Genomic DNA, 22,234 nt, shown 5'->3' with positions numbered 1-22,234 from the left:
TTATGGCTCGTAGTGGCAGGGAATCAGGTTTCAGAAACAGCTTTAGCGTCTCATTACTGACACTGGCGATACACACCCTCTTCCACCCCGCCCTGGCGGCGGAGGAGACATCGCAGGATATGGTGGTCAGCGCCACGCCTGACGAAACCAGTGACAGCGGTAAGCAGAATTACGCGGTGCAGACCACCCGCGCGGGCACCAAATTAATGCTGACACCGCGAGATGTGCCTCAGTCACTCAGCGTGGTGACGCAGCAGCGAATGCAGGATCAGGATCTGCAATCGGTTAATGATGTGCTGACCAGCGCCACCGGTATCTCCACCAATCTTATCGACAGTGAACGCTCCGAGTACTATTCACGCGGCTTCAAAGTCAGCAACTTCACTTTCGATGGCATTCCGACCTCGGTTAACGATAGCTGGAATTACGGCGATGCGGCGTCCGACACGGCAATCTATGACCGTATTGAAATCGTGCGCGGTGCGACCGGCCTGATGACCGGAGCGGGCAGCCCTTCGGCCTCGATCAATATGGTACGTAAACATGCTGACAGCAAAACCGCGACCGGCACGCTGAGTGCCAGCTATGGCAGCTGGAACAAGCAGCGCTACGTGGCGGATCTCTCTGCCCCGCTTAACAGCGATGGCAGCCTGCGCGGCCGTGTGGTGACCGGTTATACCGATCAGGAGAGCTGGCTGGATCGCTATCAAAAAACCAAAAAATTCATCTACGGCGTGATTGATGCAGACCTTACCGACAAGACGACGCTGTCACTGGGCTACGACTATGAAGATGACAACACCGGCAATCCAACCTGGGGTGGCCTGCCGATGTTTTACAGTAACAACGCCACGACACATTACGACCGCAGCCTGAATTCATCAGCTAACTGGGCGCGTTACAACACTAATTCGCGCAAAGTCTTTGCGGATATCGACCATAACTTCGATAACGGCTGGAATATTCATATCAACGGCACGCATGCTGAGAATACCTTCAGCGATAAGCTGCTCTATGTGATGGGCAATCCCGATCAGGAGAGCGGTGAAGGCACTACCGGTTATGGCAGTATGGATCGCGGCAAGCGTAAAATGGATTCAATCGATGGCTTTGCCAGCGGCCCGTTTGAACTACTGGGTCGTCATCACCTGTTGATGGCCGGGGCAAGCTACAGCCGCCAGCATAATGCCGCCTACAGTCAGGATGGATTCAGCGATGTGGAGGCGGGTGAAATCACTGCCGCCGATATGGGAATTTTCAATAATAGCTGGACCGGTAACGTAGCGGAGCCGGAGTGGCAGGGCTGGTATCTCAACGATGATGACACTGTTCGTCAGAAATCGGTCTATAGCGCTGCACGGCTGTCGCTGGCCGATCCGCTGTCGCTGATTATTGGCGCTCGCTATACCCAGTGGAGCACCCATGGCAGCAGCGGAGAGATGACTAAAAATAACACCACGCCTTATGCAGGGCTGGTGTATGACATTAATGACACATGGTCCGCCTATGGCAGCTACACCGCCATTTTCCTGCCGCAGACTTATCGCGACACTCACGGCAGTTACCTCTCACCGGTGACAGGTAAAAATTACGAGGCCGGTCTGAAATCCGCCTGGAACGATGGCCTGTTGACCGCCAGCGTGGCGATTTTCCGCATCGAGCAGGATAACGTCGGACAGGCGATTGATGGCGTTTATCTGAGCGGCAATGAGCAGGCCTATGACGCCGCCAAAGGTGCAGTGAGTAAGGGTGCCGAGTTCGAGCTGAATGGCGCGCTGACCGATAATCTGCAGCTGACCTTTGGCGCAACCCGCTATGTGGCACGCGATAAAAGTGGCCGGTTCAACAGCTATCAGCCGCAAACCTCATTCAAGCTTTTCACCCGTTATCAGTTAGCCGCGATCCCCGAGCTCACCGTTGGTGGCGGAATTAACTGGCAGAACCGGGTGTTTAAAGATGTGACCAATGCCAGCGGCGACAGCGTACGGGTATATCAGGGCAGCTACCCGCTGGCCTCGTTGTTTGCCCGCTATCAGGTGAATAAGCAGGTTGCCGTACAGGCCAACGTCGATAATCTCTTTGACCGTGAATATTACAGCTATATGAACAGCTACGTTTACGGTGAGCCACGTAACGTGAATATCAGCGTGTCTTATCAGTTCTGATAATGGTGAGCTGAGAGGCCAGACAGCCCGCGATTGCGGGCTGTCTGGTGGGCTGATTTAACGGGCATGATGCGTGTCAGGGCTGTCCTTCCATATTCCAGCGCGCTGATCCCATCACATCGAAAACATGCTGGTCGGTGAAAGCCGGAAATCTGGCGCGTTTTGCCGCCACTTTGAGCGCGTTGCAATAATCTTTATCGCCCCCTTTGATAATAAAATTATCCAGGGTGCCATCAATTTTGAAATCCAGATGGGCATTACAGCGTTTCCCCTTCCAGGCGTGCGGCTCTGATAGTGCAGCATCCAGCGCTTTTTTTATGCCAGATGCCTGCTGACCATAGATATCGTTGTCCCCGACTTTTCCTGAACGGTTATAGCTGCAGGTTTCGAGTGCGCTTTTTTTAATGCATTCGTGTGGAGTGAGAGGCGCACAACCGGCTAACAGGGCACAGCAGAAAATGGGAATGATCTTTTTCATGGATAAGTCCTTTTAGGTGAAAAGGGAACGGCGTCCTGCTCCCTGGTTATTCTGATATCAGGCTAAGCTAAACCCCTGCAAAGCGAATCAACACAGGGTTATTTTCCCGTTTTTTTTCGCCAGAAGAGAGAGAAAGCAATCGCTGTTAATACGCCAATCAGGGGCATCGTGGCCGCGCCCGCCAGAAAGTTGTGCTGGTCGATGCGTTTGTCCCTGCGGATATCCGCGAAGCGTGCGAGTGCCTGTTTTTCATCTGAGGCACGAACTTCCTCGAACTGTTTTTTATAACCCTGCTCTGTCAGATCGAAAGCTCGTGTTACGTCCGATCTTTCAAGTGCAACAGTGTATTTGCCTTTGGTATAGAACCTGTATTCTGACATTCAGCGATCTCACATCCCAGAGGATAGATTTGCACTATATCGGGTATGAATGGGTTTGCAGAACGCTTTTGGAAAATAGTGCGGCACAATACAGGCTCCAGCCTCCCTGCTGAGTTAACCGCATATCCTTTTCCAGCAAACTGCATGCAGTATTGCGGTAATATTTCCCGTGATGACCGTGGCTGTTAACTCTCTTCGGTTATCACTTTAAGCCCCAGATTCTCCCGCAGCGTAGCAAACTCATACTCATCGCGAAATAGTCCGCGACGGCGCAGTTCCGGGATCACCAGCTCCACAAACAGATCCAGTTGTTCAGGCATAATGGCTGGCATAATGTTAAAGCCGTCCGTCCCGCCCTGCTCCAGCCACTGCTGGAAGTCGTCGGCGATATCTTCAGCGGTACCGACAATCACGCGGTGTCCGCGTGAACCGGCGGCGACGGCGGCCAGCTCACGCAGCGTCAGATTCTCGCGCTTTGCCATATCGGTCATCAGCTTAACGCGGCTCTGATTACCTTCGCCCAGCGGAACTTCCGGTACCGGGCCATCCAGTGGATAGTGGCTGAGATCCATACTGAACCGCAGTGAGAGCTGACGAAGCCCGTTCTCAATATCCACCAGCGTATTCAGCTTTTTCCACAGCGCCTTCGCCTCCTCACGCGTGCGGCCAATAATCGGCATGACACCGGGCATGATCACGACATGATCCGGGTTACGCCCGGCGGCAATGACCTGCTCCTTTTGAGTGCGATAGAACGCTTGCGCTTCCTCCAGACTGGCGGAGGCGGTAAAGATCACTTCCGCTGTCTCAGCCGCCAGCTTCTGACCATCAGCAGAAGAACCTGCTTCGATAATCACCGGACGTCCCTGTGGCGAACGCGTGATGTTCAGGGGGCCTTGTACCTGAAAATGCTCGCCCTGATGGTTGATCGGTTTGATCTTCTCATCAACAAAATAGTCCCCGGTCGCTTTGTCGGGCTGTACTGCCCCCGCTTCCCAGCCCCGCCACAATTTGTCTGCCACCTCAAGGAACTCCCGCGCACGGGCATAGCGGGAAGCGTGGTCGGGCATATCGCTGCGGCTGAAGTTACGTGCAACGTCAGTGGAAAACGAGGTCACGACGTTCCACGCGGCCCGGCCACGGCTGATGTGATCCAGTGACGAGAAACTGCGCGCCAGCGTAAAGGGATCGCTGAAGGTGGTAGAGGCGGTTGCGGCCAGGCCAATACGTCTGGTGTGGACCGCCAGCGCCGCCAGCATCGTCAGCGGTTCAAGGCGTGCCATGGTCGACGGCAGACGATACATGCTGGTTGCCAGTGCATCACCCACAAAGAACAGGTCGAACTTACCCGCTTCGGCTTTTTTAGCCAGCGTGATCAGCCAGTCGATGTCAGTGGGATCGCCCAGCTGTTCCGTCAGACGCCAGCCGCTCACGTGCTGACCCACCGGTTGAACAAACAGGCCGAGCCGCAGGCGACGTGATGGAGTGAAATGATTCATGAACGATTCCTGGTCTGTAAGGTGAAAAGGCGCGCCGCAGCGCGCGCTTAAAAAAGGGTGTCCGTCGCCAGCAGCGCCTGTTCCAGCGCGCGGGCGGAGACGCTAAACGGCAGCCGTTCTGCGCAGGCCTGGGGGAATTTAATCTGCTGCGCGATGTTGCGCAGCGCGCTATGGCGATCGCCGCGTAACACCGGCAGCTTCAGCGGCATATCGTAGTGTCGCAGCAGCGCAAGGAGTTCCGCATCCGCGACGCCGTCATGTTCCATCAGCGACTGCACCAGCAGGCTGAAGCCGACTTTCTCACCGTGCAGCCAGTGATGCAGCTCCGGCAGGTGCGTCAGTCGATTGTGAATGGCGTGCGCAAAGCCCGGCGTCGGCAGCAGGTCGCGCACACTGTTCGCCAGCCCGGCGAGCACGATAGTGGCATCAATGACTCTGACCAGTTCAGGCGTGACCCGCTGCTGCTGGCAGGCCAGGATCGCGGCGTCTCCCTGCTGCCGGAAAGTGTCAAGCGCCTGCCGCGCGGTCATCACCTTAAGATCCAAAGCCAGATCATCAGGGTTGTGCTGCTGGTAAGGCCGGAATTCATAATATTTGGCCAGCGCATCCACAATACCCGCTTTCAGGTAGCGCACGTCGCTCCGGGCGATTACTTCACTGTCCACCAGCACCAGCTCCGGCATTTTCCCCAGCGGCTGGCTGCGCAGATGGCCGCCTTGCTCGTTATAGATGATGGCAATCGGTGACCAGGCCGCGCAGGTTGCCGCCTGGGTCGCAAAGTTAACCAGCGTGACCGCCGGCAACTGGCTGGCAGCGGCTTTAGCCGCATCCAGCACGCGTCCACCCCCAATCGCCAGCAGCAGTTCTGCGCCCTGCTGTTCGATATGATGTTTTAAGCTGGCGATGGCCTGTTCGGTACATTCGCCCTCTAAATAGTCGAGCTGCCAGCGGATGCCATTTTCTTCAAGACTCTGGCTTAATTCCGGATTAACCGCCTGCCACGCCTGAGGAGAGGTAAAAATACGAATATGGGTGGCATAGGGTTTAATAAACTGACCGGCGCGGATGCGCAGGCCCGCCTCATGCGCATAGGCTCGCGGAGATGTAATGGCTAACACAGCAGCATCCTGATTATATAAAATAGAAAAAGACTTTTATTACAATGAGTTAATAGTGTCTCATGGAATTTAATTTCTTTTCTGAATACTACGACAAATAACAATTTAAGCAATCAAAAACCGGCCATTTCATATTCACAAATCCGCATTAGGTTAGTTATTTTTCACACATAGCGACCCGGCTTTTACTGTTAATCTCTCATTCTGGCTGAATGAATTAACTGCCTGCCTGGCAGTTTTCCGGGAAATATTATGCAACTCGATTTTCGTCAGGTCAGAGAAGATGAGGTAGATGTTTATCTGGCACTGATGCATGCCGCCTATGCACCCGTTAAAGCACTGGGCATTAAATTTGATGCCGCCACGGCTGACCGCGCTACAGCATTACGCCATCTGCAGAATCATGGTGTGTATGCGCTCTACATGCGTAACCAGATGGTTTCATCAGTGACCGTTCGCTATCCCTGGGGGCCGCTGCCCGGCCCGTTTGGGCTGCCGCATATCGGCTGGTTTGGCGCGCATCCCGACTATCCCGGCCACCATTTTGGTCGCCAGGTTCAGGATCGGTTAGAGCAGGAAATCCTGATCGATCAGTTGCATGCCCCTGCGGTCTCGCTGGGCACCGCCACCCATCACCCCTGGCTGAAAGAGATGTATCTGAAACGTGGCTTCCAGCCGATGCATACCCGCGATCTCGGTAAAGGTCACATCACCCTCTATATGAAAAAAGTACTGGACCCGGCGGCACATGATGCCTGGCTGAGCCGCCAGACAGCAGCAGAAGGAAACCCGCTATGAGCAGCGATAATCCCGCATCACTGGGCGAACAGCCGATCGCGTTTCGCCACGAACTGCACCGTTTTCCGGAGCGACCGCAATGAACCTGAGCGCAATGCTGGCTGAACATATCCTTTATAGTCAGCCGGATGAGTCAGCGCACCAGCACGCGCGTGAAGGTGTGCGGGACTTCCTGGCGGTGAGCTGGCCGGTGTTACAGGGCAAGGTGCCAGATAGCGGCTTACCGGCACTGCGCACAATCTACCGCGACGGCAGCGTGCGCTCGCAGGCGCTGCTGCTGGGCTATGCCGGACATGCGCTGGACTACGATGATTTTCATGCCGATTTTCGCGGTCACCCCAGCGTAGTGATCCTGCCCGCCCTGCTCGCCTGGCAGCAATATCAGCCAAAGCGCCTGAACCGTTTTCTGGATGCTTACGTCACGGGTGTGGAAATGGCTGGTCGTCTGGGACTGGCTGTCAGCCAGCAACATTACGCGCTGGGCTATCACAACACGGCAACGCTGGGCACCCTGGCAGCGGCGGCGGCACTGGCGCGTTTGCTGGCGCTGGAAGGTGATGCAACCGCGACCCTGCTGGGGATCGCTGCCACACAGGCCAGTGGGCTACGCGCGCAGTTTGGTTCGGCGGTGAAACCACTGCACGCTGGTTTTGCCGCAGAACGTGCGGTGTCAGCGGCTCTGCTGACACTGGCCGGAATAGATGGCCGTCAGGCGGGTGTGATTGAGGCTTTTCTGGCAGCCAGCAGTTCTGGTCAGGCGCAGCCGGAGAAATTGCTGGAAAACTGGGGCCGCCCCTGGCGGATTAGCGCGCCCGGACTGGAGTTCAAACCTTTCCCAACCTGCGCAGGCACCCACAGCGCAGCGGAAGCCGCACAAATGCTGCGCCAGCAGTGGCTGGCAGCCGGCAAACCTCTTGATGCGCTGCTGAGCCAGATTGTCGATATCACCGTCGCCTTCCCGCCAGGCGGTGACATCGCCGCTTCCATATCCGTTCCGACGCACGGCATTGAAGCGCGTTTCAGCCTGGAATATGTGATTGCTGCGATGCTGATCTACGGCGATCTGCGTTTACAGGATTTCGCCGAAGGCGATCTCAATCATCAGATTATGCCGCTGGCCGCCCGCGTCCGTCGTACTCCCGATAACAGCGCGCCGCCCGATGCGATCAATCCCGCCCTGCGCTTCCATGACGTCACGCTGACGCTGAGTGATGGCACAAAGCTGCATCAGCGCCGCACGCGCCAGCAGTCACTGGCAGAGAGTGTGGATATAAACAGGAAACTGCAGCTGGCGCTGAAGGAGGCGTCGCCCGATCTGCTGGCAGCCAGCGAGCTGCGTTCAACGGCAGATTTGCAGGCGCTGGGGCGCGCAGTACTGAGCGCCCTGTAACCGACTCATAACGGGGGAATAAAGGCCTGCACCGGCGTGACTTCCCCGGCAAATTTACGTACCTGCACCACCGTAATCTGCCCGCTACATCCCTGTGCCAGAGATGACGTCCCGATATCCAGCGTCAGCACATTGGGATTACCGTGACGACAAAGCGGACGGGCGGCAGTGGCGTCGACCGGATCGTACCAGGCACCGGTTGGCAGCTGTACCACGCCAGGCATAACCGTGTCGGTGAGACGTGCGCTGGCGAGCACATGGCCCCGATCGTTATAAAGCTCAATGATGTCGCCATCCGCGATAGCCCGGGCTGCCGCATCCTCGCTGTTGAGGCTGCAGACTTCACGCCCGCCACGCTTGCCACTCTGACTGAAATCACCAAAATCGAGCTGACTGTGCAGCCGCGTCGCGGGCTGATTGGCAATCAGCCAGAATGGGTAGTCGGCGCTGGGTTTTTGCTGGGGTTCACGCCATACCGGATGGCCGGGACAGTTGTCATAACCAAAGCTGGCGATAGTGGCGGAGAAGATCTCAATTTTGCCGCCTGCGGTGGGCAGCGGTGCGGCGTCAGGGTCAGCGCGAAACGCATTGATCATCCGTCCACCATCCTTTACCTGCGGCAACGCCAGAATGCCCTGCTGCCAGAACTGATTGAAATCCGGTGTCTGCACCTGATGCGCCGCCAGTTTTTCCTGAAACTGATGGTAAAGATGCTGCAACCAGCCTCGCGCATCGCGCCCTTCGCTAAACGCTTCTTCCCGGCCAAGTTGCCGGGCCAGCTCACGGAAAATCGTGTAATCGTCCCTGGCTTCGGCGTAAGGCTGTGCCACTGGCTGCATGGCGATTAAATGGCGATCGGTCGGCGCACCGCCGATATCCTCACGCTCCAGGGTCATGGTGGCGGGCAGGACGATATCAGCATGACGCGCACTGGCGGTCCAGACGCTCTCATGCACGATGAACGTATCCAGCTGGCAAAACGCCTGACGCAGCCGGGCCAGATCCTGATGGTGGTGAAAAGGATTACCGCCCGCCCAGTAAGCCAGCCGGATATGAGGATAAGTAAGCTGACGGCCATTGTAGTCAAACCTGGTGCCAGGATTGAGCAGCATATCGGCAATACGGGCTACCGGAATAAAGCGGTCGATGCCATTTTTGCCCTGCGGCAGGGACGGAAAGCTGACCAGATTGTGATGTTTGCCATAATGGCCCAGCGCACCCAGTGCATAGGTATAGCCGCCGCCGGGCAGCCCGGGCTGTCCGAGTGCCGCCGCCAGCACCAGGCCAAGCCAGACCGGTTGTTCGCCATGCTCGGCGCGTTGTAAGGCATGGGCGACCGTAACCAGTACGCGCTTGCCGTGCAGCTGTCGGGCGAACTGCCTGATCAGGTCGCTGCTGACGCCACAGATCGCGGCCGCCCAGGGCGCGTCACGCACCACGCCATCCTCTTCACCCCGGATGTAGGCCACCATCTGAGGCCAGCCGACACAGTAGCGCGCCAAAAATGCCTCATCGGTTAACCCTTCGGTGATTAATACCGCCAGCAGGCCGAGTATAAACGCCGCATCCGTTCCGGGTCGCAGCGCCAGCCACTCACCCTGTGCTTCCTCTGGCAAATCGCTTTTCAGTGGGCTTACCGAGATAAAACGGGTGCCGCGCTGTGCCGCACGCTGCATAAAACCGCGCTCGGTATGCTCACTCAGGCCGCCGCTGGCCACCTGGGCATTTTTCAGCGCCAGCCCGCCAAACGCCAGCACCACCTCGCTGTGACCGGCAATCTCTTCCCAGCTCACGCCACGCCGGGCGACTTCATTCATGTCGCCCACAATATGCGGCAGCAAAACCGATGCCGCGCCGGAGCTGTAGCTGTTAACTGAGCGAACATAGCCGCCCAGCGTGGTGTTCAGGAAACGGTGCACCTGACTTTGGGCGTGATGGAAACGGCCTGCGCTTGACCAGCCGTAAGATCCGCCAAAAATCCCCGCCGGGCCGTAAGCCTCACCGACCCGCTTAAGCTCCTGTGCAACCCGATGACTGGCTTCCTCCCAGCTAACCGCGACATATTCATCTGCCCCACGACGCCGATCCGGGCCAGGCCCGTTTTCCAGCCAGCCACGCCGTATCATCGGCCGTGCGACGCGTGCCGGGTGATTAAGTGCATGACGGAAGTTTTGCAACAGCGGACTGGGGTCGGGATCGCCCCCGAACGGCTCAATAAGCAGTTGATCGCCGCTGCGCTCAGCGTGAAAAGTGCCCCAGTGGGCGCTGTGCATTACCGGTTTTTGCGTCATCCTGCTTCCTGGTTATCACAAAAGAAACGGTGCTCAGAGCACCGTTGCGATAAAGTTTCTGACGCGTCCGTTGTCCGGATCGTCGAGTACCTGCTGCGTCGGGCCAGCCGCTACAATTTTGCCGCTCTCCATAAAGACGATGTTATCGGCGACCTCGCGGGCAAATCCGATTTCATGGGTGACAACCACCATGGTGATACCGGAATGCGCCAGCTGTTTAATGACCTGCAGCACTTCACCCACCAGTTCCGGGTCAAGCGCCGAGGTCGGTTCATCAAACAGCATAACGCCAGGATCCATCGCCAGTGCGCGGGCAATCGCAACGCGCTGCTGCTGACCACCGGAAAGGTTTTGCGGCCACTCATCTTCGCGACCAGACAGCCCCACCTGTTTCAGCAGCGCCAGTGCTTTGCTGGTCGCCTGATGGCGGCTCTGCTTTTTCACCCGCATCGGCGCATCCGTGATGTTCTGCAACACGGTACGGTGCGGGAACAGGTTGAATTGCTGAAACACCATGCCGATTTCCGCCCGCTGGCGTGCAATGGCACTGCTGTTGAGTTCGTGCAGCGCCTGGCCTTTTTGTCGGTATCCCACAATCTGGCCGCCGATACGGATGGTGCCACCATCCAGCTTCTCAAGGTGATTAATGCAGCGCAGCAGCGTGGATTTACCGGAGCCGGATGGCCCCAGAATCACCGTGACCGACCCGGCAGGTATATCCAGGTTAACGTCGTCGAGGATGGTTACGCCAGAGAAGCGCTTAGTGACCTTGCGCAGTGCAATTGCTTCAGCCATTGCTCACACTCCTTTGGGTTTTCGGCAGCGAAAAGCGCGGCAACGACGGCCAGAGGCTGCGCTTTTCACGTCGCGTGACACCGCGGCCAAAATAACGCTCCACGTAATACTGGCCCACCGACAGCACTGAGGTCATCAGCAGATACCACAGGGTGGCGACCAGCAGCAGCGGGATCACTTCATAGGTGCGCTGATAGATAATCTGCGCCGAAAACAGCACATCCTGCAGAGAAATCACTGACACCACTGCCGTGGTTTTCAACTGGCCAATGATCTCGTTACCCGCTGGCGGCATAATGGCGCGCATCGCCTGCGGTAAAACGGTATGACGGAAAATCTGAGCCGGGCGATATCCAAGCGCTCGTGCCGCTTCAATCTGCCCATTACCCACGCTCTGGATACCCGCGCGCACAATTTCTGCGGCATAGGCGGACTGATGCATGACCAGCGCGATCACTGCCGCACTAAACGGGCTGACCAGCGCGTTGGATTGTGCACTCCAGATCTCACCTAAACCGGGAATCGACAACGCTATTCTGGGATAGAGCGCCGCGATGTTGTACCAGAGAAACAGCTGCACCAGCATCGGCACACCACGGAAAAACCAGGTGTAGGCCCAGCTCACCGCAACCAGAACCGGGTTTGATGAGAGACGCATCAGCGCCAGCACCGTGCCGAAGGCAAAGCCCAGCACCACTGAAATGGCGGTGAGCTGCAGCGTCATTAACACCCCCTGCAGAATGGAGGGCGCAGTGAAGTTTTCTGCGATGATCCCCCACTCAAAGCGCGGATTGTTAATCATCGAATGTGCCATCGCCACCACGCACAACAGCACCACCAGCGCACTCAGCCAGCGTCCGTAGTAGCGTTTACTGACGATTTTCAGATCGTCAGTGTGGTTCTGAATCTCACTCATTTAAAAATCTCTTCGTTGCGTCGGGCTTCGGTCACAGCACCAAATCCGATTCCCCAGTTATCGAGGATTTTCCGGTAGCTGCCATCTTTGATTAATGAGTTCAGCGCGGCCTGCACGGCAGGTTCAAGCGGAGAGGCTTTCGGGAAAGCGACAGAGACCGGTGCATCGTTAACGGTGATTTCGCCGCTCATGGTCAGCGGTTTGATTACCTTAACCTGCCACAGCAGCCCCTCATAGGGACCCAGGAACAGCGGTACGCGCCCGCTGACCACCGCCTGCACGCCAGCCGGACGATCCGGGAATATCGCTACCTTGATGGGCTGCTTACCTGCGGCCTCACAGGCTTTACTGGCTTCTTCCAGCCGCGTAACCTGGGTGGTACCGGAACCGGCGCCGACCTCTTTGCCGCAGACGTCACTGAGTGATTTAAACGGGGCGATACTGGCGTCTTTTCGGGAAATAATTCCCAGCAGGCTGGCGTTGTAGTAGCCGACAAAGTCGATCTGTTTCAGGCGGGTCGGTGTGGCATTTATGTTCGACAGCGCCACATCGTAACGTCCGGTTTTCAGACCGGGAATGATGTTGTCGAAGCCGCCCGTGTCGCGCCACTCTACCGCGATACCCAGACGTTCACCCACCGCATTCATGATGTCGATTTCGCGACCGGCCAGCGTCTTATTATCTTCTTTATAAAAGGTAGTTGGCGGCGTATTCGGGTTTGTTCCTGCCACAATGTAGCCACGCTTGAGGATATCCGCAGGAATCAGCGTTTTCAGCGCCGGATCGGCTTTAACATGTATGCTGCTGTCAGCAGGCACTGAGGGTTCTGCCGCAAAGCTGACGGATGCGTTGAGCACGAGTGTGAAAAGGGTCATTCTTTTTATCAATTTCACCGGAACCTTTCTCCTGATATTTAAAATGTTCCCCCAGAGGGAAAAGCGATCGTGACCTGTTGTCAGCGCTGAAAGAAAGCCAGATAAGCGGCGGGCTCCAGAGCTTTTATCATCCTCGTAACGTTCTGTTGTCATTCTCAGTGAAGACCGGCGGCGATCACAAATGCTAAAACCGGGAATATTTTGCTGGAATATGGCAATGGCGCGCGTTGCGAGGCTGTTGAACAGGCGCTGGCATCCTGTGACCGAAGAGATGAGCAGTTTGGTAAGGATTGGCGAGGCGAGAAAACGTCATACTGCGGTTAATTAATTGGCACAGCCAGGCTCTGATGATTAATAAAAATATAATTTCATTGATAAGTATTTATTGAAAAATCATCCCTCTGCGCCTGACCGATTCTTTTATCCGGGACTTATTTGATCAAAATCAATAACTATTTATTCAGGTAATGTAAAGACTGCAGCAGGCACGGGAATCATAATTTTAATCAACATTATCAATATATTACACGAAGTAAATCAAAGATTAGCAGGCAGATAGTTTCCCTTGAGAATAATGAAAGCCTCAATAATCAGATCATTGAGTAAGCATAAATAATATTAAAGATTAGTCTGGCGCTGACGATAAGAAGATTATCTTTGAATTATTTAACAGCCTCTTCTCTGCTTCTGATATCTCACTAAAGGTGAACCTTATGGGCCTTGCTCAACGCATCTCCGATATTAAAATTGGGAAAAAACTGGGCGTCGGTTTTATCGTCGTCATTGCTGCCTCCCTCGCCATTACTTTTATCGCTTTCGATTGTTTTCGCAGTATTAAAGACAACTCCGCCCGGCGCACGATTACCGTGGAGATGGTAAACACGTTAAGCAAGGCACGCCTTAACCGCACCCTCTACCAGTACACCAAAGATCCCAAATTTGCCACGCAGAACGTTCAGGCCCTGAAGGAGTTAGATGCCCTTTATAAACGGCTGGATGGATTTAAATGGGATGAGATGGGCCAGCAGAAAGTCGCGCTGATGGGGCAGTTACTTAACGATTATCAGAATCAGCGCCAGACATTCGTGACTGCTGCGCAGGCGACAAGCAGCGCCTTTGATGCCATTAAACCGGGTGCCCTGATTGCGCTTGCGCATCAGTTTGAATCACTCGATATGGCTCTGACACCCGATGCGGCGCTGCCGGTCATGCACCTGGCCGCAGCGCTGTTTGATGCGGCCAATGTTGAAAAAGCGTTTCTCGATAAGCCGTCTGAGGCCAGCAGAGAGGCGATTCTTGAAGAATACACCGCTATCAACACCCTGAGCGAGCAACTGGATATTTTCGCCCAGCCGAATATTAATGACGTAACGCGAAATGTGCTCAGCACTCTGACGCAGCAACGCCAGGCTTTAACGCGCTATGTCGATGCGACAGAGAAAGAAAAGAGCGAATCGGCGGGCCTGACCACCACCGCAGAGCGGCTCAATGCGGTGGTCTCCGATACCTTTGCCTATCAGTCCCAGCTATCCTCTGAATTTATCAAACAGGCGGAGTGGCGCATTGCTTTTGCCGCGCTGATTTGTGTGGTGCTGAGCCTGCTGATTGCCTGGCGGATCACCCGCAACATTACGCTGCCATTGAAAGAGACGCTGAACGCAGCGCAACGTATTGCCAGCGGTGATTTAACAACCTCATTGAAAACCACACGTGGTGATGAGTTAGGTCAGCTGATGCAGGCGGTAGATGCAATGAACATCAGCCTGCAGAATATCATCACCAACGTGCGTGATGGCGTCAGCAGCGTGGCGCGTGCCTCGGCGGAAATCGCGGCAGGTAATACCGATCTTTCATCCCGCACAGAACAGCAGTCTGCCGCAGTGGTTCAGACCGCGGCCAGCATGGAAGAGCTCTCTTCAACGGTGAAACAGAATGCGGAGAACGCTCACCATGCGAGTCAGCTGGCGACAGACGCGTCAGTGAATGCCGGACGCGGTGGCGAGATTATCCGTGACGTTATCGAAACCATGAACAACATCAGCCAGAGTTCGGGCAAAATCGGCGAGATCATTCACGTCATCAACAGCATCTCCTTCCAGACCAATATTCTGGCCCTTAACGCCGCCGTCGAAGCGGCACGAGCCGGAGAGCAGGGCCGCGGATTTGCGGTGGTTGCCGGTGAAGTCAGAAATCTGGCCCAGCGCAGTTCACTGGCCGCCAAAGAGATTGAAACGCTGATACGCGAGTCACTTGATCGGGTTCATGATGGTTCTGAATTTGTGGAACGCGCCGGTACCACCATGGATGACATCGTCCGCTCTGTCAGTCAGGTTAAAGACATTATGGGTGAGATTGCTGCCGCCTCTGACGAGCAAAACCGCGGCATTTCTCAGATCGCCACGGCAATGGCCGAGATGGATACCACGACGCAACAGAACGCCGCGCTGGTTGAAGAGTCCTCCGCCGCAGCCAGCTCACTGGAATCTCAGGCAGACGAACTGGAAAAAACAGTGGCCGTATTCCGTCTCTCTCCCGGACAGAGCAGTGTCAGCCGGGGCGCACCTGCCCTGTCACCGCGTTTAGTACCCGCTGCGCCCGTTAATGCATCCGCAGACTCAAGCTGGGAAAGCTTTTAACGGTTAGCGAAGCGTTAATTCTGTCTGACGTTAAATAGAGCCAGCCTTAATTGATTGAGGCTGGCTGAAATAACAGCCCTCTTCAGACAAATAAGTGATCTGATTAATCAGAAGATAATAAGCCGCAACGGTTAACGCGGGAATGACATGGTCAGGCGAGCATCCGGAAACTGAGGGAAGGTCATATTATCGGCCACGACAGCTGAAACAAGCTGGCTCGTGCCTGATGATTCCGGTTTATATCCCGGCTGGCTTTGAAATGAGGATAGAAAAGAATTGCGATCGGTCTGTACAGAAAGCGATGGAGAGAGAGTTGTCGTCCCTGACAGCTTCTCCGGCCGGTATACGCTTTCGCGCAACCGATGAGGTCGTCCGCTTCGTCGTTTTCCGGCCGGAGCCGGACTACGTCCATTGGCATCAGTTCCGTTACTGCTAGTTCAGCTCTTCGTTCAGGCTTGCAAGCGTCTGCAGGTACGGCACCTGCTGTTGAGCAATCGCCGGTGACTCAAAACTACTCAGCCAGCTTCTGGCTTCGGCGATTTTCGTCAGCCGATCCGCGTTGCTTTCAGATTTCGCCATATAACCCAGTTGGGTAAAGAGTGTTGCGATACTGATTTCTTTTTCACCCAGGGCAAGGCTTAGTGCCGCTTCGCCAATAATGACGTGGCCTTTCTCGTCGTTTTGAAATAACACAGAAAATCCTCCATTAGATACGAATTGATGACAACCTCACCAGAGACTGTAGTCGTAAAAGAGAGAACTGCCCGAATTTATCACTAAAAATTGCGCAACTTGCTGAACAAATGTTCTTAAGGTTTTTTTTCCGGATTGTTCTGTTTGTCTCTGCCGCCCTTCCTGTCAGACTTGCTTTTAAATTCACGATGGGATGTCACCATGAAACTTTCCATTCTCCTTACGCTGCTGGCTGCGACGGTCTGCTCCGTTTTTGCTGCCCATGGCAAATTTGAAACGCAGCAGGCTGGCCAGTCACTCTTCACGCAAAGCGGGGAAACGATCAGCGAAGAATAATGGCTGCGCGCGGCATCGTCAGTGACCGGCCAATCGGTTATGATCCGTTGCCACTTACCTGCCGGTTGCCCGATGTCTGCCATTATCGATACGTTTATCGCCCCGCCCTGCTTTGATGAGATAACCCTCCTCTTTCAGGACGACCATCTGCTGGTGATCAATAAACCCAGCGGTTTGCTGAGCCTGTCAGGCAAAAATCCGCAAAACCTCGATTCGGTGCATCATCGGCTGGTGAAGCTTTTTCCTGCCTGTACGCTGGTTCATCGGCTCGATTTTGGCACCTCCGGGCTGATGGTCGTCGCACGGAGCAAAGCGATTAACGCGGCACTCTGCCAGCAATTCAGCCAGCGCAGCGTGCGTAAAACTTATCAGGCGCTGCTGTGCGGGCACCTTGCCGATGACGAAGGCGTTATTGATGCCGCGATAGCGAAAGATCCGGCGCAGTTTCCCCGGATGGTGATTTGCCCGATCCAGGGGAAACCTGCGCGCTCATGCTACCGGGTCATAGAACGCGGTTATTATCAGGAAAAAAAGGGAAACGGATTGCCGATCACGCGGGTTGAACTGATGCCGGAAACCGGGCGCACCCATCAGCTGCGCATTCACTGTCAGCAGCTGGGGCACCCGATTCTGGGCTGTGATCTCTACGGCGGGCTTTTGCTGCCTGGCGCGGAGCAGGCAGAGAGACTGATGCTGCACGCCAGCGGATTGACGTTTGTTCATCCTGTCAGCGGCAGCACGCTGCAACTCTCTGCCGACAGCCCGTTCTGAATGCGTCAGCGCGCTGTTACCACATCAAATCATCGGGCACTTTGAAATCAGCATAAGGATCATCTTCGTCCTGTGCTTCTTCGCTTAATGCACTGTTTAATACGATGGCACTGGCATCACGCTGCGCAATTTTATCCGCTACGCTGGCCGGGATGATAGCGTACTGGCTCTCGCCATTATTGTCAGCCGCCAGGCGGGCAATGGCGAGACGCCCATTGATCAGCTGAGTCTGCGTCAGTTTATCCACCATAATCTTTTTGATCAGGTTATTGTCGGTGAAATTGAAGCTGATGTTGCCTCTTGCCACGTCAATTTTGTTCATTTCGATCAGCTGTTTGACCTGCGCTTTGTACTCTTTAGACAGCACAGCCAGCTTCTGCTGCTCGTTCAGCTGCTTATCCCGCTCAAGCTGCGCTTTTTTGTTATCTTCCACCGCCGCTCTGGCTTCGCGTGCCTGAACCCTGGATTTCTTCGCTGTCCGCTGAACCTTGTCCATTTTTTTGCTGGATACTAATCCCGCTTTCAGCATCTGCTCTTGCAAGGTGAGTTTTGTCATTGTCGTCTCTGAACCTGTGAAATAATGTCCGGGATTATACCTGTAATCGTCCGGGCTGTACCAGGTTGCCGCACCTGCCGCGCCCGCGATTGCGGGCAGCCTCTCAACACTGTGCTAACATCCCCCGGTCAAAATCACCTTATTGAGCACCATGTCAGAGCTAACAAAACGTAAAAATGACCCTGAAGGGCTGAAAAAACGCATCATCGCAGGCGCACTGAAAACCTTCGCGGAGTTTGGTATGCAGGGTGCCAGGCTGGAGCAGATTGCTGAGCATGCGCAAACCACTAAACGCATGGTGGTCTATCACTTTGGCAGTAAAGAGCAGCTTTATATCCACGTGCTGGAGCAGGTTTATCAGCAGATACGTCAGCACGAAACCGGCCTGAACCTGGCGGCGATGGAGCCGGAACTGGCCATGACCCGCCTGGTGGAAGCCAGTTTTGATTACCATGTCGAGCATCCCGATTTTATCCGGCTGGTCTGCAGTGAGAACCTGTTGCGCGGGCGCTACATTACCCAGTCGCCGCAGATTAAAGCCCTTAACCGCAGCGCGCTGGATCTGCTGGATGACATTCTGGCACGCGGTCAGCAACAGGGCGTGTTCACTGCCGATGTGCAGACCATCGATGTCCATCGCCTGATCAGCAGTATCTGCGTTCATCACGTCTCAAACCGCTACACCTTCAACGCCCTTTTCAGCCCGGACAACAGCGAAGCAGAGAGTATCCGCCGCAATCGTCAGCTGGCTGTAACCGCAACGTTACGCTATATCCGCAAATAATTGCCCGCAGGCCGGGCTGCGCTTAGCCATAGTCTACGCTTACTGATACTTGTCACTAAAATGCAATAATAAGGAATGCTGTTGTGAGCAGAGATGCACGCCTCTATCCGCTTCGCCAGACCCATGTTGAACCCGATGATGATGCGCTGTGGAACTGGGCGCAGAACGCGCAAATCGGCAGCCGTCACCAGGTTCAGCGTCCCGCCAGTGAAGCGGAATTACAGAGACTTATCCGGGAGTCACACGGCCAGATTCGGGTGATCGGCAGCAAGCTGTCGCCTGGTCGTATGCTGCATGTCAGTGATGACGATGTGCTGCTCGATCTCAGCGCCCTGAGCGGCCAGCTTGCCAGTGATGAACAGAGCGTGACCTTTGGTGGCGCGACCCCGCTTGAGCAGGTCTATCGCAGCCTGACCGAAATGAACCGCATGCTGGCTTCATCGCCAGGCGTGATTGCGATTCAGACACTGGCGGGCGCGATGGCGACCGGAACGCACGGCCAGGGATTGCAGCAGAGTTCGATTGCCGACGAAGCGCTGGCAATCAGAATGGTGCTGGCCGATGGCAGCGTGCGCGAATTTGTTCGTGGCGACGCTGACTTCCCGGCAGCGCAGGTCTCACTGGGCGCACTAGGCATTGTTACCGCGGTAACCCTGCGTACCCAACCGTTTAGCATCTTCACCTGCCACAAATATGCCGTCTCTGCCGATACCCTTGAAGAGGATCTGCTGCGCTGGAACAACGACTATCCGCTGAGCAAAGCCTGGTGGTTTGTCGATGACAACCTGATGCACGTCTGGAACGCCCATGAGGCGAGTGACGAAGAGCGTCAGCGCTACGAAGCGCAGGGTCGTCAGGTGGTGGAACATGAGGGCGACGTTGACGAAAGCCTCAACGACACTATCGACCAGACGCTGGCACATATGCACCGCGATACGCAGATTGAGGGCAAAGGGGGAAAACAGTTTCGCACCGTCACCCGTTTTCGTGATTTCACCGATGTTACCGGTGACATTTACCAGCTCTTCTGCCGCGGCATTGCGGTGCCGCAGATCAATGTGGAAATCGGCGTGCCGCTGGCAAAAACCCCGGCCATCATTCGCCGCATTAAGCAGTGGTATGCCGAGAACCGTCCGCATATGCACTACCCGATTATCCTGCGCTGCACCGGAGCATCATCGGCCTGGCTCAGTCCGGCCGCTGACCAGCCAACCTGCTTTTTCGGCTTCGTGGTCTATTACGCCGACGATGGCTCGCTGTCACAGGAAGGACTGCACTTCCTGACTGAAGTGGAAAAACTGCTGGCCGCAGAGGGCGGACGCCCGCACTGGGGCAAATATTACGATGAAGAACGTTACAACTGGCGTGAGATCTATCCGCAGTGGGACGCCTTCCGCGCCCTGCGCAGCCAGCTCGACCCAAATGGCCGACTGGGTAACGACTACATCACGCCACTTTTTGACTGATTGAGGAAAGCTATGTTTGCCTGGGTAACGCTGTTAACTCAACCCGATTATCTGGTGGGCGTGAAAGCGCTGCACCGTTCGCTGCAACAGAGCCAGAGCCAGTGGCCGCTGGTGGTGATGACCACGCCGGCGATTTCAGCGTCTGACTGTCAGATTTTGCAGGATGAGGGCTGTGTGATTAAACCGGTCGACCCCCTCTATCCGCGCGACGATCTGGATCAGCACTACGCATCGGCGCAGTTCGGCGAAGTCTGGACCAAGCTGCGCGCATGGCAGCTCACCGATTATGAGCGCGTCGTGTTTCTGGATGCCGATATGCTGGTCCTTCAAAACATGGATGAGCTTTTTACCCTGGATCTGGGCGATAACCCGCTCGCCGCCTGTCACGCCTGCCGCTGTAATCCCAACCAGATTGCCTCTTATCCGGCAGAGTGGCAGCCTGAGCAGTGCCACTATACCTGGCAGGCGCGCGGTGAAAAGGCGCCAGAGAGTGTGGATCTGTACCTGAACGGCGGTTTTCTGGTGCTGAAGCCCGATAATGCGATGTTCGACGCACTGGAAAAGCGTATTGCCGCCATTGATGATCTCAGTAACTATCCCTTCTCCGAGCAGGATCTGCTGAACGAAGTGTTTGCCGATCGCTGGAAGCCGCTCTCTTACATCTACAATGCCTTGAAAACGCTGCCGTTTCAGCATAGCGGTCTCTGGCACGATGATGAGGTGAAGAACCTGCACTATATTCTGGCAAAACCGTGGAAACGCGATCTCAGCCAGCCCGAGAGTCAGCGCGATCGCTTTTATGCGCTGGATAAATTGTGGTGGGAAAAAAGCGGTCTGATCTGATCGGCTATGGGCGGGAAGCCAACGTTTCCTGCCCTGCCCGCCTGGGTTAATCAACACATCGGCAATACCCTCTATCCCTCTGATTCTGCCCTATACCTCAATCCAGCGGCGTTGCACTGCTGAGTCAGCAATCGCTTCCAGTACCTTCTGAACCTGCAATCCCTCTGCAAAATCGGGCCACATGCGATCGCCCGCTGCGATGCCGTTGATCAGGTCGCGAATCTCCACCGTTTTCTGATCGTTAAAGCCGATGCCGTGTCCGGCAGAAACACAGAAATTTGCGTAGTCAGGGTGTGCTGGTCCGGTCAGGATAGTTTTAAATCCCTGACGCCCGGCCGGTTCGTCATGCAGATAAAGCTCCAGCTCCGCCATGCGCTCCTGGGTGTAGCGCAGTGTGCCTTTGGTGCCGGTGACAACGTAAGTCAGTCCCATCTTTGCACCACAGGCGATGCGTGAGGTTTCAATGACGCCGTGCGCACCGTTATGGAAGCGTAGCAGCGCGCTGGCCTGATCTTCGTTTTCGACCGGTAACTGCCGCGCAGGCTCTTTTGGGTCAGGCCTTGAGGCGATCACCGTCATCATGTCGCCGCTGACCTCAGCAATGTCACCAACCAGGTAGTGCGCCATATTAACGATATGCGCCGCCAGATCGCCAAGCGCACCGAGACCTGCCAGCGCTTTCTGACAGTGCCAGTCGAGCGGCGTTTCCGGTCTGGCGAGATAATCCTCGTTATGGGTGCCGTAGAAATGCACCACGTCGCCTATTTCACCATTGGCAATGATCTCTTTCGCCAGCTGGCTGGTTGGGTTTTTCATATAGTTGAAGCCCACCAGCGTTTTAACCCCTGCCGCATCGGCTGCCGCCACCATCTCCTGCGCATCCGCCACGCTTAACGACAGCGGCTTTTCTGAATAGACGTGTTTGCCGTGGCGTATCGCCTCCAGCGCCATCTCTTTATGCAGGAAGTTGGGGGCGCAAATATCCACGACATCAATCGCCGGGTCGCTGACCAGCGCGCGCCAGTCACCCGTCGAGCGCGCGAAACCAAAGGTCGCCGCCTGACGGGCGGCCAGCTCGGGGTTCACTTCAGCCAGCATCTCCCGCACGATTTCGCCTTTCAGCGCAAATACGGTGGGGGCTTGCGCATAAGCAATCGCGTGGCAGCGTCCGATATAGCCGCTGCCAATCATGCCGATTCTGACTTTGTTCATTTCAACTCCAGAGATTCAGTTCAGGGTTGAAATGGAATCTACGTTTCGTTTTTATTGCTGACAAAGCCAGAATCCATACTTTGTGACGCCCGTAAAAAACTATCCGGTTAAATCACGCGCCTGGCCGCCTGACAAGGGCTATACAGCGCCATAACACCTCATAAACACCTCAGTTTTACACGTGCCGTTTTGCCGGATGAGTCAGCCGCACAGGCCGCTCTTTCAGTGCTTC

Annotated in this window: 20 protein-coding genes; 8 read left to right on the top strand and 12 right to left on the bottom strand. The window is 55.5% G+C overall.

Features of this window, described 5'->3' with window-relative positions:
• Nucleotides 1-2 precede the first annotated feature (2 nt).
• Entirely contained in the window at nt 3-2,165 is a 2,163-nt protein-coding gene (gene fhuE, locus OK412_RS02510) for a ferric-rhodotorulic acid/ferric-coprogen receptor FhuE (protein WP_264352647.1), read from the top strand.
• Between the two features lie 76 nt (nt 2,166-2,241).
• Here fhuE and OK412_RS02505 read toward each other — a convergent pair whose 3' ends face one another.
• From OK412_RS02505 to OK412_RS02490, 4 genes are all read right to left on the bottom strand, one after another.
• Complete coding sequence (locus OK412_RS02505) at nt 2,242-2,643, bottom strand: cell envelope integrity TolA C-terminal domain-containing protein (RefSeq protein WP_010247930.1); 402 nt, start codon at nt 2,641-2,643, stop codon at nt 2,242-2,244.
• A gap of 98 nt (nt 2,644-2,741) precedes the next feature.
• Nucleotides 2,742-3,023: a hypothetical protein gene (locus OK412_RS02500; protein WP_010247933.1), complete on the bottom strand. Its 282-nt coding sequence runs from the start codon at nt 3,021-3,023 to the stop codon at nt 2,742-2,744.
• 185 nt (nt 3,024-3,208) lie between these two features.
• Nucleotides 3,209-4,522: an LLM class flavin-dependent oxidoreductase gene (locus OK412_RS02495; protein ID WP_264352646.1), complete on the bottom strand. Its 1,314-nt coding sequence runs from the start codon at nt 4,520-4,522 to the stop codon at nt 3,209-3,211.
• 47 nt (nt 4,523-4,569) lie between these two features.
• Nucleotides 4,570-5,640, bottom strand: coding sequence for an iron-containing alcohol dehydrogenase family protein (locus tag OK412_RS02490; RefSeq protein ID WP_264352645.1), 1,071 nt, complete (start codon nt 5,638-5,640; stop codon nt 4,570-4,572).
• A 252-nt stretch (nt 5,641-5,892) separates the two neighbouring features.
• Between OK412_RS02490 and OK412_RS02485 the strand changes: the two genes are divergently transcribed.
• Nucleotides 5,893-6,438 carry an N-acetyltransferase gene (locus OK412_RS02485; RefSeq protein ID WP_022624974.1) on the top strand — a complete coding sequence of 182 codons (546 nt, stop codon included), beginning with the start codon at nt 5,893-5,895 and terminating at the stop codon, nt 6,436-6,438.
• 79 nt (nt 6,439-6,517) lie between these two features.
• Nucleotides 6,518-7,828: an MmgE/PrpD family protein gene (locus OK412_RS02480; protein ID WP_264352644.1), complete on the top strand. Its 1,311-nt coding sequence runs from the start codon at nt 6,518-6,520 to the stop codon at nt 7,826-7,828.
• Between the two features lie 5 nt (nt 7,829-7,833).
• Here the strand turns inward: OK412_RS02480 and OK412_RS02475 are convergent, their stop codons facing one another.
• From OK412_RS02475 to OK412_RS02460, 4 genes are read right to left on the bottom strand one after another with little or no spacing between them, the layout of a single operon-like run.
• Nucleotides 7,834-10,119 carry a molybdopterin-dependent oxidoreductase gene (locus OK412_RS02475; protein ID WP_264352643.1) on the bottom strand — a complete coding sequence of 762 codons (2,286 nt, stop codon included), beginning with the start codon at nt 10,117-10,119 and terminating at the stop codon, nt 7,834-7,836.
• A 33-nt stretch (nt 10,120-10,152) separates the two neighbouring features.
• Nucleotides 10,153-10,914, bottom strand: a complete 762-nt coding sequence (locus OK412_RS02470) for an amino acid ABC transporter ATP-binding protein (RefSeq protein ID WP_264352642.1) — start codon at nt 10,912-10,914, stop codon at nt 10,153-10,155.
• Nucleotides 10,907-11,830: an amino acid ABC transporter permease gene (locus OK412_RS02465; RefSeq protein ID WP_010247951.1), complete on the bottom strand. Its 924-nt coding sequence runs from the start codon at nt 11,828-11,830 to the stop codon at nt 10,907-10,909. The genes OK412_RS02470 and OK412_RS02465 overlap by 8 nt, the downstream gene beginning before the upstream one ends.
• Nucleotides 11,827-12,705 (bottom strand): ABC transporter substrate-binding protein, encoded by an 879-nt coding sequence (locus tag OK412_RS02460; protein WP_010247954.1) that lies wholly within the window; start codon nt 12,703-12,705, stop codon nt 11,827-11,829. Before OK412_RS02460 ends, OK412_RS02465 begins: the two co-directional genes overlap by 4 nt.
• A gap of 713 nt (nt 12,706-13,418) precedes the next feature.
• Between OK412_RS02460 and OK412_RS02455 the strand changes: the two genes are divergently transcribed.
• Complete coding sequence (locus OK412_RS02455; protein WP_045140258.1) at nt 13,419-15,341, top strand: methyl-accepting chemotaxis protein; 1,923 nt, start codon at nt 13,419-13,421, stop codon at nt 15,339-15,341.
• A 432-nt stretch (nt 15,342-15,773) separates the two neighbouring features.
• Here the strand turns inward: OK412_RS02455 and OK412_RS02450 are convergent, their stop codons facing one another.
• Together OK412_RS02450 and OK412_RS02445 are read right to left on the bottom strand one after the other, a co-directional pair.
• The gene (locus tag OK412_RS02450; RefSeq protein ID WP_010247965.1) at nt 15,774-16,034 is read right to left on the bottom strand and encodes a hypothetical protein; all 261 of its coding nucleotides are present in this window, start codon (nt 16,032-16,034) and stop codon (nt 15,774-15,776) included.
• Between the two features lie 116 nt (nt 16,035-16,150).
• Nucleotides 16,151-16,453 carry a hypothetical protein gene (locus OK412_RS02445; RefSeq protein WP_264352641.1) on the bottom strand — a complete coding sequence of 101 codons (303 nt, stop codon included), beginning with the start codon at nt 16,451-16,453 and terminating at the stop codon, nt 16,151-16,153.
• On the opposite strand from OK412_RS02445, the gene OK412_RS02440 reads away from it, so the two are divergent.
• Nucleotides 16,443-17,141: an RluA family pseudouridine synthase gene (locus OK412_RS02440; RefSeq protein WP_264352640.1), complete on the top strand. Its 699-nt coding sequence runs from the start codon at nt 16,443-16,445 to the stop codon at nt 17,139-17,141. The two genes, OK412_RS02445 and OK412_RS02440, sit on opposite strands and share 11 nt — an antisense overlap.
• 16 nt (nt 17,142-17,157) lie before the next feature.
• On the opposite strand, the gene OK412_RS02435 is transcribed toward OK412_RS02440, so the two are convergent.
• A complete protein-coding gene (locus tag OK412_RS02435) occupies nt 17,158-17,697 on the bottom strand; it encodes a DUF2058 domain-containing protein (protein ID WP_010247968.1) in 540 nt (179 codons plus the stop codon).
• 151 nt (nt 17,698-17,848) lie between these two features.
• Between OK412_RS02435 and OK412_RS02430 the strand changes: the two genes are divergently transcribed.
• From OK412_RS02430 to OK412_RS02420, 3 genes are all read left to right on the top strand, one after another.
• The gene (locus tag OK412_RS02430; protein WP_010247970.1) at nt 17,849-18,481 is read left to right on the top strand and encodes a TetR family transcriptional regulator; all 633 of its coding nucleotides are present in this window, start codon (nt 17,849-17,851) and stop codon (nt 18,479-18,481) included.
• A gap of 83 nt (nt 18,482-18,564) precedes the next feature.
• Nucleotides 18,565-19,947, top strand: a complete 1,383-nt coding sequence (locus tag OK412_RS02425; RefSeq protein ID WP_264352639.1) for a D-arabinono-1,4-lactone oxidase — start codon at nt 18,565-18,567, stop codon at nt 19,945-19,947.
• A 12-nt stretch (nt 19,948-19,959) separates the two neighbouring features.
• Nucleotides 19,960-20,790, top strand: coding sequence for a glycosyltransferase family 8 protein (locus OK412_RS02420; RefSeq protein ID WP_061901304.1), 831 nt, complete (start codon nt 19,960-19,962; stop codon nt 20,788-20,790).
• Between the two features lie 90 nt (nt 20,791-20,880).
• On the opposite strand, the gene OK412_RS02415 is transcribed toward OK412_RS02420, so the two are convergent.
• Complete coding sequence (locus tag OK412_RS02415) at nt 20,881-22,002, bottom strand: Gfo/Idh/MocA family protein (RefSeq protein WP_061901303.1); 1,122 nt, start codon at nt 22,000-22,002, stop codon at nt 20,881-20,883.
• Nucleotides 22,003-22,234 lie beyond the last annotated feature (232 nt).

This window comes from Pantoea sp. JV6 (assembly GCF_025910055.1).
Lineage (GTDB): Bacteria > Pseudomonadota > Gammaproteobacteria > Enterobacterales > Enterobacteriaceae > Pantoea > Pantoea agglomerans.
This window is presented reverse-complemented; position numbering and strand designations above follow the sequence as displayed.

Coding starts and splice junctions, on each gene's coding strand:
- OK412_RS02495 (WP_264352646.1), bottom strand. CDS start 4,522: ATGAATCATTTCACTCCATCACGTCGCCTGCGGCTCGGCCTGTTTGTT.
- OK412_RS02505 (WP_010247930.1), bottom strand. CDS start 2,643: ATGAAAAAGATCATTCCCATTTTCTGCTGTGCCCTGTTAGCCGGTTGT.
- OK412_RS02420 (WP_061901304.1), top strand. CDS start 19,960: ATGTTTGCCTGGGTAACGCTGTTAACTCAACCCGATTATCTGGTGGGC.
- OK412_RS02460 (WP_010247954.1), bottom strand. CDS start 12,705: ATGACCCTTTTCACACTCGTGCTCAACGCATCCGTCAGCTTTGCGGCA.
- fhuE (WP_264352647.1), top strand. CDS start 3: ATGGCTCGTAGTGGCAGGGAATCAGGTTTCAGAAACAGCTTTAGCGTC.
- OK412_RS02430 (WP_010247970.1), top strand. CDS start 17,849: ATGTCAGAGCTAACAAAACGTAAAAATGACCCTGAAGGGCTGAAAAAA.
- OK412_RS02440 (WP_264352640.1), top strand. CDS start 16,443: ATGTCTGCCATTATCGATACGTTTATCGCCCCGCCCTGCTTTGATGAG.
- OK412_RS02475 (WP_264352643.1), bottom strand. CDS start 10,119: ATGACGCAAAAACCGGTAATGCACAGCGCCCACTGGGGCACTTTTCAC.
- OK412_RS02435 (WP_010247968.1), bottom strand. CDS start 17,697: ATGACAAAACTCACCTTGCAAGAGCAGATGCTGAAAGCGGGATTAGTA.
- OK412_RS02485 (WP_022624974.1), top strand. CDS start 5,893: ATGCAACTCGATTTTCGTCAGGTCAGAGAAGATGAGGTAGATGTTTAT.
- OK412_RS02470 (WP_264352642.1), bottom strand. CDS start 10,914: ATGGCTGAAGCAATTGCACTGCGCAAGGTCACTAAGCGCTTCTCTGGC.
- OK412_RS02465 (WP_010247951.1), bottom strand. CDS start 11,830: ATGAGTGAGATTCAGAACCACACTGACGATCTGAAAATCGTCAGTAAA.
- OK412_RS02445 (WP_264352641.1), bottom strand. CDS start 16,453: ATGGCAGACATCGGGCAACCGGCAGGTAAGTGGCAACGGATCATAACC.
- OK412_RS02415 (WP_061901303.1), bottom strand. CDS start 22,002: ATGAACAAAGTCAGAATCGGCATGATTGGCAGCGGCTATATCGGACGC.
- OK412_RS02500 (WP_010247933.1), bottom strand. CDS start 3,023: ATGTCAGAATACAGGTTCTATACCAAAGGCAAATACACTGTTGCACTT.
- OK412_RS02455 (WP_045140258.1), top strand. CDS start 13,419: ATGGGCCTTGCTCAACGCATCTCCGATATTAAAATTGGGAAAAAACTG.
- OK412_RS02480 (WP_264352644.1), top strand. CDS start 6,518: ATGAACCTGAGCGCAATGCTGGCTGAACATATCCTTTATAGTCAGCCG.